13 protein-coding genes are annotated in these 12,626 nt (G+C 43.4%); 1 reads left to right on the forward strand and 12 read right to left on the reverse strand.

The window, feature by feature from the left end; translation table 11 throughout:
• The first annotated feature begins 127 nt into the window (after positions 1–127).
• Complete coding sequence (locus BTO28_RS03145) at positions 128–655, forward strand: N-acetylmuramoyl-L-alanine amidase (protein ID WP_076763957.1); 528 nt, start codon at positions 128–130, stop codon at positions 653–655.
• 57 nt (positions 656–712) lie between these two features.
• Here BTO28_RS03145 and BTO28_RS03150 read toward each other — a convergent pair whose 3' ends face one another.
• The 12 genes from BTO28_RS03150 to BTO28_RS16945 all read right to left on the reverse strand — a co-directional run bounded on the left by BTO28_RS03150 (position 713) and on the right by BTO28_RS16945 (position 12,471).
• Positions 713–1,060, reverse strand: coding sequence for a phage holin family protein (locus tag BTO28_RS03150; protein WP_076763959.1), 348 nt, complete (start codon positions 1,058–1,060; stop codon positions 713–715).
• Between the two features lie 27 nt (positions 1,061–1,087).
• Entirely contained in the window at positions 1,088–2,266 is a 1,179-nt protein-coding gene (locus BTO28_RS03155) for a DUF4097 family beta strand repeat-containing protein (protein ID WP_076763961.1), read from the reverse strand.
• 64 nt (positions 2,267–2,330) lie between these two features.
• Positions 2,331–5,183: an excinuclease ABC subunit UvrA gene (gene uvrA, locus BTO28_RS03160; protein ID WP_076763963.1), complete on the reverse strand. Its 2,853-nt coding sequence runs from the start codon at positions 5,181–5,183 to the stop codon at positions 2,331–2,333.
• Positions 5,184–5,197: 14 nt separating this feature from the next.
• The gene (gene uvrB / locus BTO28_RS03165) at positions 5,198–7,174 is read right to left on the reverse strand and encodes an excinuclease ABC subunit UvrB (protein WP_076763965.1); all 1,977 of its coding nucleotides are present in this window, start codon (positions 7,172–7,174) and stop codon (positions 5,198–5,200) included.
• Between the two features lie 153 nt (positions 7,175–7,327).
• A complete protein-coding gene (locus BTO28_RS03170) occupies positions 7,328–7,564 on the reverse strand; it encodes a CsbA family protein (protein ID WP_076763967.1) in 237 nt (78 codons plus the stop codon).
• Positions 7,565–7,627: 63 nt separating this feature from the next.
• Positions 7,628–8,266 carry a YfbR-like 5'-deoxynucleotidase gene (locus BTO28_RS03175; protein ID WP_076763969.1) on the reverse strand — a complete coding sequence of 213 codons (639 nt, stop codon included), beginning with the start codon at positions 8,264–8,266 and terminating at the stop codon, positions 7,628–7,630.
• Between the two features lie 137 nt (positions 8,267–8,403).
• Entirely contained in the window at positions 8,404–8,532 is a 129-nt protein-coding gene (gene yhfH / locus BTO28_RS03180) for a protein YhfH (RefSeq protein WP_076763971.1), read from the reverse strand.
• Positions 8,533–8,666: 134 nt separating this feature from the next.
• Positions 8,667–9,860, reverse strand: coding sequence for a PDZ domain-containing protein (locus tag BTO28_RS03185; protein WP_076763972.1), 1,194 nt, complete (start codon positions 9,858–9,860; stop codon positions 8,667–8,669).
• A 90-nt stretch (positions 9,861–9,950) separates the two neighbouring features.
• On the reverse strand, positions 9,951–11,081 hold the full coding sequence (locus tag BTO28_RS03190) for a trans-sulfuration enzyme family protein (RefSeq protein ID WP_076763974.1): 1,131 nt from the start codon (positions 11,079–11,081) through the stop codon (positions 9,951–9,953).
• 73 nt (positions 11,082–11,154) lie between these two features.
• Positions 11,155–11,697, reverse strand: coding sequence for a redoxin domain-containing protein (locus BTO28_RS03195; RefSeq protein ID WP_076763976.1), 543 nt, complete (start codon positions 11,695–11,697; stop codon positions 11,155–11,157).
• Positions 11,694–12,263, reverse strand: a complete 570-nt coding sequence (locus tag BTO28_RS03200) for a hypothetical protein (RefSeq protein WP_076763977.1) — start codon at positions 12,261–12,263, stop codon at positions 11,694–11,696. Before BTO28_RS03200 ends, BTO28_RS03195 begins: the two co-directional genes overlap by 4 nt.
• Before the next feature lie 103 nt (positions 12,264–12,366).
• Positions 12,367–12,471, reverse strand: a complete 105-nt coding sequence (locus BTO28_RS16945) for a YjcZ family sporulation protein (protein ID WP_076763979.1) — start codon at positions 12,469–12,471, stop codon at positions 12,367–12,369.
• Between the last annotated feature and the right edge of the window lie 155 nt (positions 12,472–12,626).

The raw sequence follows: 12,626 nt of genomic DNA on the forward strand, positions 1-12,626 counted from the left end.
TTGGGTTCCCTCCTTCTTCACAGAAAACGAATTGCTATTATTGTATCATGTTTTTAAGAAAATCCATGATTTACGTTTCGATTTTCACGATTTCACTGTACTTAGACACTGAAGGGAGGAATGAATATTGAAGATTGCAATCGATGCAGGACACGGGTGGAATACGCCAGGGAAACGGTCACCGGACGGAATGCGTGAATATGAATTCAACCGGGAAACGGCGCTGTTTTTACGAAATGAACTGGCAGCGGACATTTTATTTGTGCACCATGACAGCCGTGATGTACCGCTATCCGAACGGGTGAAGAAAGCGAATGAGGCTGATGCCGATCTTTTCGTTTCGATCCATGCGAATGCTTTTGGCGAAGGATGGACGAGCGCCCATGGGATTGAGACTTATGTATACACCTCAAGGCCTCCTAAAGCAATGAAGATCGCGCAATCCGTTCAAAAAGAACTTATCTCCGCTACAGGACGGCGGGATCGAGGTGTAAAAACGGCTGACTTTTACGTTCTGCGCAAAACAAAAATGCCAGCCATTTTAATTGAAGCTGGCTTTATGACAAATCGTGAAGAAGCGGCATTGTTACAATCGGTTAATTACCGTAAAACATGCGCCCGGGCAATTGCTGCCGGCATACATCGTATATTCTAATATTAAGTTTCTGTATCATCATAAAAAAATCAGGAAGCCCGTGCGGGCTTCCTGATTTTATTTTTTTCGTAAAACGGTCATTTGCAGTACGATATTGACAACCGCCATTGCAATCGCGATGATGACCGCAAGTCCAAAGCTTTCGATTTCAAACGCGTAGCCCATAATGCCATCTGTCATTAACAATGTCACTGCGTTGATGACAAAAAGGAAAAGCCCGAGTGTCACTATCGTTATCGGCAATGTCAACATAATGAGGAAAGGCCGGACGAGCAAATTGAGAATCGACAAAACAAAACTCGCGATAATGGCAGATAAAAAGCTATCCACATGCAGTCCCGGAAAATAACCCGAAAGCGCAATAAAGAGTACTGCATTAATGAGCACGCCAATCAGCCAGCCCATATTGAAAAACTCCCTTAATTGATTTAATTATATACCGGCACCAAAGGTTTCATCCGGATCTGTTGTTGGCGGCGTCTGCCGAAGCGAAGAAGCTCGCAGTGTAACAGAACCTGTTTTTGTTTCCGCGTCAATTACAAGCTGACGGCCCTCATTCAAATTGTCACTTTCAAACTTCAATGACTTTTGAATACGCTCGTCTTTTTCCACCACGTTCGTCATCCCTGTTTCAGGCAACTGGAGGCGGCCTGCTGTCGTTCTGATTTCACCTTTCACCGGAAGCTCCTTAGGAACATACAATTCAATATTTCCTGTCATTGATTCTACTTTGACTGCTTCCGCCTGATCAGACTTGGCATCGTATAAAACATTTCCATTAAATGATTTCAAATCTGAGAAACGGTATGTGCCCACTATATGAATTGCGCCGTTAAATGAATTCAACTCCGCATGTTCTCCTTGACAGTCAATTAAGCGAATCGGTCCATTACCGGTTTCCATATCAAGTGTCTTAATTTGGCCGCTTTTTAATTCAATTTTTCCATTTGCTGCTCGTACGTCGAGTTTTTCCGAATTGATATCACGCATATCAAAAGAGCCGTTAAATAGCTTTACAGAAATGTCCTCCAAATCTTTTGAAGGAACGTATAGCGTCACATCTGTTTTCATTAATTTTAACCCGACTGAAAAGGATAATTTTTCTTCGCGTGCATAAAAGATGCTGTTTTTTAGAAACGACTCCCGCGCTTCTTCTTCTGATCCTGCACCGTACACTTTCACACGGCACTCCACTTTTACACCTTTTCCTTCCCAAGGGCGAATGGTGACCGCACCGTTCGCTGTTTCAATTTTCATTCGGCGCGGCATCACATTTTCTTCATGAAATTCATGTGCAAATTCGGTGCCTTTCCCCATAAAAGGAAGATCTATATCCTTTACACGCTGCATCGCTGTCTGCATAAACTCGAATAGTTTGTCTTTTGATTGATGAACCGTATCTGATGTTGGACGGTGACCCGCTATTTTTTGGCCGATTTTCTCCAATTCTTCAAAAATGCCGGCGAAGCCTTTTGAACTATCTGTGGATTTTGTTGATGCACCCGCTGATGCAGGGTTTTTTTCAAGTGCTTCAATTAATTTTACTGCTTCATCCGCTGAAATAATCCCCGACTCTAACATTTTCAAAATACGAAGCTTTTCTTCACTCATTTGTGAACCCTCCAGTTTCGTCTAATAAAACTAAATACGAAGATACCAATATAAAGTTTCACTTTTATTTTGTATGCTGTGTCATTCGTTCCCGGTCGCGCTCTAAAATTTTCTTTAAATAGAGGCCTGTATGTGATTCTTTCGTAGCGGCAATTTCCTCTGGTGTACCAGATGCCACAATTGTTCCACCCTTGTCGCCCCCTTCAGGGCCTAGGTCCACAAGATAATCGGCGGCTTTAATGACATCCAGATTGTGCTCGATGACGAGAACGGTATCGCCATTGTCAACGAGGCGCTGCAATACATCAAGAAGCCTCGCTATGTCATCTGTGTGAAGACCGGTTGTCGGTTCATCCAAAATATAGAATGAGCGGCCATTAGAACGGCGATGCAGTTCAGAAGCAAGCTTTACCCGCTGCGCCTCACCGCCGGAAAGTGTTGTCGCGGGCTGACCGAGTGTAACATATCCGAGTCCGACATCCGTAATGGTCTGAAGTTTCCGCTTAATCTTCGGGATATTCTCAAAGAAAACAAGTGCATCATCAACCGTCATTTCAAGAACATCGGAAATGTTTTTTCCTTTGTATTTTACTTCGAGCGTTTCCCGGTTATAGCGTTTGCCGTGACATACCTCACACGGCACATATACATCCGGCAAAAAGTGCATTTCAATCTTAATTATTCCATCCCCGCGGCAAGCTTCGCAGCGGCCGCCTTTAACGTTGAAACTAAACCGGCCTTTTTTATAACCGCGCACTTTTGCTTCATTTGTCTGAGCAAACACGTCGCGTATATCATCGAATACCCCTGTATATGTCGCCGGGTTGGAACGCGGTGTCCGGCCGATTGGAGACTGGTCAATATCAATCACCTTTTCAAGCTGGTCAATCCCTTTCACTTCTTTATGAGAGCCTGGCCGGCTTTTTGCTTTATTTAATTTTTGAGCAAGTGATTTATACAAGATTTCATTGATCAGTGTACTTTTCCCGGAACCGGATACGCCAGTGACAGCAATAAACAAACCGAGTGGAAATTTTGCTTTTACATTTTTCAAATTGTTTTCTTTTGCACCGGTTACTTCAATCCAGCGGCCGTCTGGTTTCCGCCGCTCTTCAGGGAGCGGGATAAACTTTTCACCTGACAAATATTTACCGGTTAAGGATTGTTCGTTTTTCATTACTTCTTCTGGAGTTCCCGCAGCGATTACTTCACCACCGTGAACACCCGCACCGGGACCGATGTCAATTAAGTAATCGGCGGCCAGCATCGTATCTTCGTCATGTTCAACAACGATCAATGTATTCCCGATATCACGCATGTTTTGCATGGTCCGAATTAACCGGTCGTTGTCACGCTGATGAAGACCGATCGATGGTTCATCAAGAATGTACAACACCCCGGTTAAACGCGAGCCAATTTGCGTTGCGAGGCGAATCCTTTGTGCTTCTCCGCCGGAAAGCGTACCGGCGGCACGGCTTAATGTTAAATAGTCGAGCCCCACATCAATTAAGAAACCGAGACGCTCACAAATCTCCCGCAGAACGAGCCTTGCAATTTGCATTTCTTTCTCCGTCAATTCGATACGTTTAAAGAAATCGGACGCTTCCTGGTTCGAAAAATCGGTGACTTCGGAAATCGTTAAACCGGCAATTTTTACAGCGAGACTTTCTTTTTTCAATCGCTGTCCTTTACATGTTGGGCACTTTGATTCGCCCATGTACTTTTCCATTTGATCACGGACATAATCAGAACTTGTTTCTCTATATCTCCGGTCGACGTTATGTAATACGCCTTCAAAAACAATTAGATTGTCGCGCACTTGACCAAAATCATTTTCATAACGGAAACGGATTTTATCACGATCGGAACCGTTCAACAATACGTCCAGTTGTTTCGCAGGTAAATCCTTCACTGGCATGTCCATATCAATCCCATAATGCGTGCAGACTGCTTTTAACAACTGTGGATAATACTGTGAACTTACTGGTTCCCACGGCGCTATCGCGTTCTCGTTCAGCGACAGTTCCCGATTTGGAATGACTAGATCCATATCCACCTTTTTCTTCATACCGAGTCCGTCACAAGTTGGACAGGCACCGTATGGACTATTAAATGAAAACATGCGCGGTTCAAGTTCACCAACGGAAAAACCGCAGTGCGGGCAGGCGTGATGTTCGCTGAATAACAGCTCCTCTTTCTCTATAACATCGATTATGACATTGCCTTCACCAAGCCGTAGTGCCGTTTCAAGTGAATCAGCGAGACGCGCTTCCACACCTTCTTTCACAACAATCCGGTCAATAATCACTTCAATCGAATGCTTCTTATTCTTTTCAAGTTCAATGTCTTCTTCGAGATCTCGCATTTCACCGTCAACTCTCACGCGAACGTACCCTTGGCGTTTCACATCTTCGAATACTTTTGCATGCGTGCCTTTCCGCCCTGAAACAATAGGAGCGAGCACTTGCAATTTTGTCCGATCCTCCAGTTCCATAATACGATCGACCATTTGCCCAATTGTTTGTGACGTAATTTCAATCCCATGAACCGGGCAGATGGGGCGGCCAATGCGCGCATATAATAAACGCAAATAATCATAAATTTCCGTGACCGTACCAACTGTTGAGCGGGGATTTCGACTCGTTGTTTTCTGATCAATGGAAATCGCCGGTGACAATCCTTCGATCGAATCAACATCCGGTTTGTCCATCTGGCCTAAAAACTGGCGGGCATAAGCAGACAAAGACTCAACATATCGCCGCTGTCCCTCGGCGTAAATTGTGTCAAATGCGAGCGATGACTTCCCGGATCCGGATAAGCCTGTCAATACGACAAGCTGATCACGCGGAATCGTCAAATCAATGTTTTTTAAATTATGGGCACGCGCCCCTTTTACTGATATATGATCAATGGCCACAAAAAACACCTCAATTATTCTGATTTCAGTTCAAACAATGCATCCCGCAGCTCAGCTGCCCGTTCAAAATCGAGCGCTTTCGCCGCTTCTTTCATTTCTGTTTCGAGACTCAAAATGAGCTTGTTTCGTTCTTTCGCTGACATTTTCTTTCCTGTCGTTTTCGATGTATATGTTTCTGTCTCCTCGGCTGCCTGTGTGGCGCGGATGACATTGCGAATATCTTTTTGAATCGTCATCGGTGTAATGCCATGTTGTGCGTTATATTCTTCCTGAATCTCACGGCGCCGCTTTGTTTCATCGATCGCTTTTATCATGGAGTCTGTCATTTTATCGGCATACATAATGACATGCCCTGCCGAATTACGGGCAGCGCGGCCAATCGTTTGAATAAGCGACCGTTCCGAACGGAGGAAACCTTCTTTATCCGCATCCAAAATTGTCACAAGTGATACTTCTGGAATATCGAGACCTTCTCTCAGCAAGTTAATGCCGATGAGAACATCATATTTACCAAGCCGCAAATCACGAATAATCTCAATACGATCCAGCGTTTTAATCTCCGAATGCAAATATTGCACTTTAATGCCAACTTCTTTTAAATAGGCAGTTAAATCTTCAGACATTTTCTTTGTTAACGTCGTAACGAGAACCCGCTCGTTTTTTGCAATACGTTCATTTATTTCATCAAGTAAATCATCAATTTGACCTTCAATCGGACGAATATCAATCGTCGGGTCAAGCAGGCCAGTCGGGCGGATAATCTGTTCCGTCATTTCAGGTGTATGTTCGAGTTCATATGGACCCGGTGTAGCTGACACGTACACAATTTGATTAATATGCTTTTCAAACTCTGGAAACGTAAGCGGGCGGTTATCTTTCGCGGAAGGAAGACGGAACCCGTGATCGACAAGCACCTGTTTCCGCGCCTGATCTCCGTTGTACATGCCGCGCACCTGCGGCAATGTAACGTGTGACTCATCAATCACTATTAAAAAATCGTCAGGAAAATAATCAAGTAATGTATAAGGGGTTGAACCAGGCGGACGAAGCGTTAAATGACGGGAGTAGTTTTCGATCCCTGAGCAAAACCCCATTTCACGCATCATTTCAAGATCATAGCGTGTCCTCTGTTCAAGCCGCTGTGCTTCTAGCAGTTTCTCTTCAGCACGAAGCTCCATCAGCCGCTCTTCCAGTTCTTTTTCAATATTCTCGATTGCAAGATTCATCTTCTCTTCACGTGTAACGAAGTGGGATGCCGGGAAAATAGCGACATGTTCACGGTCGCCAAGGATTTCACCTGTTAACGCATCTACTTCACGTATCCGATCTATTTCGTCGCCAAAAAATTCAACACGAATGCAATGTTCATCTCTTGAAGCCGGAAAGATCTCCACTACATCCCCGCGCACACGGAATGTACCCCGCTTAAAGTCAATATCGTTACGTTCATATTGAATATCCACTAGACGGCGCAGCAGATCATTGCGCGCAATTTCTGTTCCTGTCCGAAGTGAAATGACCATTTCTTTATATTCTTCCGGTGAACCGAGGCCATAAATACACGACACAGACGCGATAATAATCACATCATCGCGTTCAAATAATGAAGATGTCGCAGAATGACGCAGTTTATCAATTTCATCATTGATGCTTGCATCTTTCTCGATAAACGTATCTGTCTGCGGCACATATGCTTCCGGCTGATAGTAATCATAGTAGCTGACAAAGTATTCGACGGCATTGTCAGGAAAAAATTCTTTAAATTCGCTGTACAGCTGGCCGGCAAGCGTTTTATTATGAGCGATCACAAGCGTCGGTTTTTTTACCTCTTTAATGACGTTGGAGATGGTAAACGTTTTTCCCGTCCCAGTTGCCCCAAGCAGCGTTTGATGTTTTTTGCCTTGTTTAATTCCAGAGACGAGCTCCGCTATCGCCGCCGGCTGGTCGCCTTCCGGCTGGTATTTCGAGACTAAGTTGAATTCATGCGCCAACGCATTTGCCTCCCTTTTCACGTATCCGTTCTCATATTCTTCTTTATAGTTCCCATTTTATCACGAACGAAACAAAAAAAGCCAACAAAAAGCACACACTTGTTCGGAGTGTGTGCTTTTGTAATGTGAAAAACACCGAAATGTTTTTCGGTGTTAATTTAATTTCAACTTCAACTGTTTCATCATTCGGCTGGACAGCCATAGACCGGCTGTGAGTGATGCAGCGTCAATAACGATGAGTTCCCATGTGTGAGTATATCCTTTATAGGCGGATGCGGCAATAAGCGCGACTGTCAGCAAAAGACCGATAAACTGGTTGTATGTCACGCGCGAAAATAAAACGACAAGCAAAGCGGGCACAAACAGCGCCAATATCATCTTATCGACCATCTCGTCCTCCTAATTGCTTTTCTTTCATCATAGCTGATTTTTCCACAGCCGAAAAGAGTCTATTTACTCGTGGCGGCTGATGATACGTTCTGTCAAATCACGCAGCTCGCTATGCGGCATAAATTTTTCCGCCAGCATATCCGGCATAATGTGATGAATGAAATACTTAACCGAGTGAAGTTCCTGAAATTTCAAGATTGTGTTTAATGCTTCTTCGTAAATTTCAAAAAAGAGTGGATCCGGATTTCGTTTTAATATTTCCCCATAGGCTTCGTAAAGCAGGTCGATTTTATCAGCAACGGATAAAATGCGCCCTTCAAGCGTATTGTCTTTTCCTTCTTTAAACCGGTTTAAATAGGCATCATGAAATTCTTCGGGAAATTCCGCTTCAATAAATTTTCGCGCCATTTGTTCTTCTACTTGGGAAAACAATTCCTTTAATTCAACCGTCGCGTATTTGACCGGTGTTTTTATATCACCCGTAAAAAGTTCCGCGTAATCGTGGTTAAGCGCTTTTTCATAAAGCGACCGCCAGTTGACGTTTTTGCCGTTCATTTCTTCTACAGTACCTAAAAACTGAGCAATTTTCGTTACTTTAAACGAATGCGCCGCTACAGTGTGTGACTGAAATTTAAATTTCCCCGGCAGACGGTATAAATGCTCCAAATCGGACAAGCTCTTAAAATATGTATGAACACCCATGATCTCCACTTCCTCTCATTTCGACATATTATGCCTATTGTAACGGCAAATGTGACCAAAAAAAAGAAAAATCCGCTCCGTTTTTTTAAAACAGGCGGATTCAACAATGAAATTCAGTTACAAGATTCAACGTGTATTTACTCCTCTACTTTGCTTAAGCAGTACTCGCACTCAGAATGGTAAGACTCGTGCTGTTCAACAATCTGTGCTCCACACTGGCTGCAATCTTTTCCTGGAATGTTACGGTAAAATTCTAATGGCATCATATTGATGACCTCCTTCAGATTTTTAATTGATGTGTTGCTGTTGAATCTATTGTATTATAACAGATTATAAAAGTCAACAACTGTTATATAATTGTTTTTACAAAAAATAAAAAACGCCCTTACAAAAGGACGTTTTAATCATTAAATACGGATTGATCCATGTATTCTTTTTCTTCCGGCGCAAATATCAAGCCGAGTTCATGGTGTTCATTTTCATAAATAGACCCCTGTACAAAGCGGATCTGGTCATTTGTACCAATCACATCAAGTTTGCAGTATGCTCCGTTTTTTTGAAGTGCATCGTAAAATTCCCTTTCATTGTTGACATTCACTTCATTTACTTTCGTGATCACTTCGCCAATTTCAAGCCCCATCTTCTGCGCAGGTGAAGCCGGAAGGACACCGGCAACTATCATTCCTTTCTCCTGTGCCGTAAAAAAGTAAGGACGGTGTTTTTCATAGTTATAATGGCGACGCGTTATCGCGATGCGGGCAAGTGCCGCAAATAATACCGCAGCGGCGGACAACTGCCAGACCCAATAGGCACCGATTGCAATGAACAGCGTGATTATACCAGTCCCGATGACGCTTCTACCGGTTGATTTCACCGCCAACGCCGGCAAAGTACTTCTGACAGTCATCGAAAACCCGATCAAAAATGGGAATAGAATAAAACTATATGACTCTGCCCCTGTATCAATAACTGGCCACCAGTCAGCGAAAGATGTCAATGGTCTGCTCGATGGAACCGGCAAAAAAACCGGAACGAGCCAAAGGCGCCTCGCTAAATGGACCGCTGACTTTAAACCTCGCGGACTAGTTTCCATTCGGGGAGAAGTTCCCTGATAACCACGTTTTTTAATTAAGACACCTTCAACAATCATAAGAAGCGCCGTAACGATCGCCAAAATAGTTAAAATCGCTTCAAAACCAAGATTCTTGTATGGAATAAATGAAACGTTCACCCATTCTGACAAAACAAAAATACAGTATGCTGCCGTCATTGTCCAGGCAGGTGACAACAGGAAAAAGCCGCCGATGCTAAAAATGATTAAAACTGCTGCGATAAAGTTAAGCATTCCGGATGGAATCGCCAATCCGGCTGTAATCGTGACCACCGACAAAACAGCACCGACAGCGAGACTCGCCGGCAAAATAAACCGTATTTCCTGATAAATATCATATATGCGCGTGCCGAAATCTTTACGTTCACGTGCCACGCGAAACATCCCGACGATAAACGCTAGGACAAATGAGAAATAAAAGATTGGTTGAATAAATAATTTTAACGCGGCTGCTCCTAGTTGCATAAGCCAGTCCAAAGCCATACAATTCCCTCCAGAATGTTGCACATAAGTCTTCCCTTTATTGTAACAGAACACTTATATAAGCGTTAACTGACAAAAGGCGCTTTTTCGTCAGGCTTTGTCAAGCGCCTTATTTAGTTGATTGATAATATCTTCTGCATCCTCAATCCCGATTGAAATGCGGACCGTTTTTTCGGAAACGCCTACTGCCGTCTTCTCTGCCTGTGACAGCGAGCGGTGAGATGTCCCAAATGGCCAGGATACCGACGTTTCGACACCGGCGAGCGACGGAACGATTTGAATCCAGCCGAGGGAACGGAAAAAGGCGAATTCATCTGATTCTTCGGCCAAATGGATTGTAACAATTGCACCGTTCCCTTTGTCAGAAAGCGACGCTGGATAAAATACGTTCTTTACTTTCGAGTGTGTTTTCAGCCATTCGGCGGCTTTTTGGGCATTCTCCGACTGGCGCTGCATTCTAAGGCCGATTGTTTTTGCACCTCGGCATGCGAGCCAAGATTCAAAAGGGCTCAAATTTAACCCGATGTTCACAATCCGGCTTCGTGCAGCATCGACATATTGTTCTTTTCCACATAAGACACCGGCGGAGACGTCACTATGCCCCCCAATATATTTTGTTGCCGAGTGGACAATAATATCTGCGCCTAAAGCATACGGCTGGACAAAATACGGTGTCGCAAATGTATTATCGACAATAAAAACAAGGCTGTGTTTTTTTGCGATACCGGCTAACCGCTCCAGATTTTCAATCCGTAAAAATGGATTGGTGACCGATTCCGTATATAAAATAACAGTATTCGAACGGATAGCCGATTCGATAGCCAGTTCATCTTCAAAATCAATAAATGTTGTTTCAATCCCCATTCGAGCCAGCTCTTCTTTTAACGTAAAAAAAGTGCCGCCGTATACATCACGGGCGGCCACAAGGTGGTCACCGCTTTTCGCAACAGCAAGCACAGCTGCCATAATCGCTCCTAGTCCTGATGAGGCAGCAACTCCCGCAGGCGCTCCTTCAAGCCGTGCCGTTACGGATGCCAATTCGTCTGAATTCGGATTACCAGCCCGTGTATATAAATAAGGGGAATTGCCGTTATAGTACCCTTCCAATTCTTCCAAACTGTCAAATGAAAAAACCGATGTTTGATAGATCGGCGTTACTTTGCTGCGAATTGACGTCGGCAGTTTTTCACCGTGTACTGCTTTTGTATTAAATGAATCCATAAATTCCACTCCTTTTATTGGTTCATTATATTCCGAAAAATAAACAAAAACAAATCCGCCTATAGCAGGCGGATCAATCTTTTATTAACTTCTTCATCATCGCTTCATCCATTGGGCCGATAATTTTTTGATTGACGGTCCCGTCTTCATTGAGCAAATACGTCGTTGGAATCGTGTACACTTCATATGTTTCGCCTACTGAACCTTCTTCATCTAGCAGTATCGGGAACGTTAATTCATATTGTTTAACAAATTCGCTTACTTTCGCTTCTTTTTCTTCTAAATTAACCGCGAGAATTTCGACATTTTCCGGTTCCCCGTCATAAAAAGACTGCATATGCGGCATTTCTGCTTTACATGGCGGACACCACGTTGCCCAAAAGTTTATTAACACTTTTTTCCCTTCGTAATCAGACAGGTTCACTTCCTTGCCATCTATCGTCTTCAGCGTGAAATCCGGGGCTTTCTCTCCCTGCTCAATACCTGTTTTATCATTATTAACGGCGATGCCGATATTTTCAATGCTGGTCACATCTTTACGATCACTGTACAAGTTAAATCCAGCAATCCCGATTAGCAGCGCCAATAAAATGACGCCAAACCATTTTTTATTCATGTTTTCTTCCTCCAGAAAATGAAATAAACCGTGACGCTTATGTATACAAGTGACTCCACTGAAAATAAACGCCCGTCCCCTGATAAAAAGAGCAGCTGCCAGAATAACAATAGAATAAGCGCCTTCTCAAGTCCTTCTTTCGCAAAAATGAAAAAGAGAAGACTGCCAGTGAACTGTACAACATGCCATATTGTAAACGTATTGGAGAGAATTGATAAAGCAAACGGATATATGGCAACAACAAACGCCCATGCTTCAGCCGTATTAAAAGTCGGCATTTTTTTCACATACGCATAGAAAAGTGCCGATGCCAGCCCAAGCCAGAAACCATATAAGCCTCCGTTAAAATAAAGAAGAGACAACGGTGCTTTTATAACGATTGGCAACTGAAGTAAAACGATGCTGAATTTCCAGACCATAACGAATAAAAAAGAAACACTGCTAATCTGTTCCGCGAATGATTTTCCATACTTGCAGCGTGTGTAAAGCCAAGCACCAAACAAGGCAATGACAACTGCCGGCTGCTGTACGGGCAATGTAAGATTAAATATTTGGATAAACTCCATGACTTCTCCTTTTACTATATTAACACAGGATCCCTTTATGATTATTTTATACAACCGTGGGTATAAAGTAAAAAAAAGCCGCTTAAACAGTAGCATTCACGTATCAGTATCCCCAGCCAATATACGCTGAGCCAACGATAATAAGCAAAATGAAGAGCACAACGACCAATGTGAATTTACCGCTATACCCCGCTTTAGAATCACCCATTCTATCCACCCCCTGCTCTTTCCTTTTACAGGTTATGCAGGAGATGCTTCTTTGGCAGGGCATGCAGCCTAGAAATGCTGGATCGGTTAACAACATAAAAAACCCCGGATGTGGAGTGACCCCTAAAAGTTAGACACGGTTATTTCATTAGGCAG

The sequence above is a fragment of the Domibacillus epiphyticus genome, assembly GCF_001975785.1.
Classification (GTDB): domain Bacteria; phylum Bacillota; class Bacilli; order Bacillales; family Domibacillaceae; genus Domibacillus; species Domibacillus epiphyticus.

Coding starts and splice junctions, on each gene's coding strand:
- BTO28_RS03185 (WP_076763972.1), bottom strand. CDS start 9,860: ATGGCTTTGGACTGGCTTATGCAACTAGGAGCAGCCGCGTTAAAATTA.
- BTO28_RS03195 (WP_076763976.1), bottom strand. CDS start 11,697: ATGAATAAAAAATGGTTTGGCGTCATTTTATTGGCGCTGCTAATCGGG.
- BTO28_RS03155 (WP_076763961.1), bottom strand. CDS start 2,266: ATGAGTGAAGAAAAGCTTCGTATTTTGAAAATGTTAGAGTCGGGGATT.
- BTO28_RS03200 (WP_076763977.1), bottom strand. CDS start 12,263: ATGGAGTTTATCCAAATATTTAATCTTACATTGCCCGTACAGCAGCCG.
- yhfH (WP_076763971.1), bottom strand. CDS start 8,532: ATGATGCCATTAGAATTTTACCGTAACATTCCAGGAAAAGATTGCAGC.
- BTO28_RS03175 (WP_076763969.1), bottom strand. CDS start 8,266: ATGGGTGTTCATACATATTTTAAGAGCTTGTCCGATTTGGAGCATTTA.
- BTO28_RS03170 (WP_076763967.1), bottom strand. CDS start 7,564: ATGGTCGATAAGATGATATTGGCGCTGTTTGTGCCCGCTTTGCTTGTC.
- BTO28_RS16945 (WP_076763979.1), bottom strand. CDS start 12,471: ATGGGTGATTCTAAAGCGGGGTATAGCGGTAAATTCACATTGGTCGTT.
- BTO28_RS03150 (WP_076763959.1), bottom strand. CDS start 1,060: ATGGGCTGGCTGATTGGCGTGCTCATTAATGCAGTACTCTTTATTGCG.
- BTO28_RS03190 (WP_076763974.1), bottom strand. CDS start 11,081: ATGGATTCATTTAATACAAAAGCAGTACACGGTGAAAAACTGCCGACG.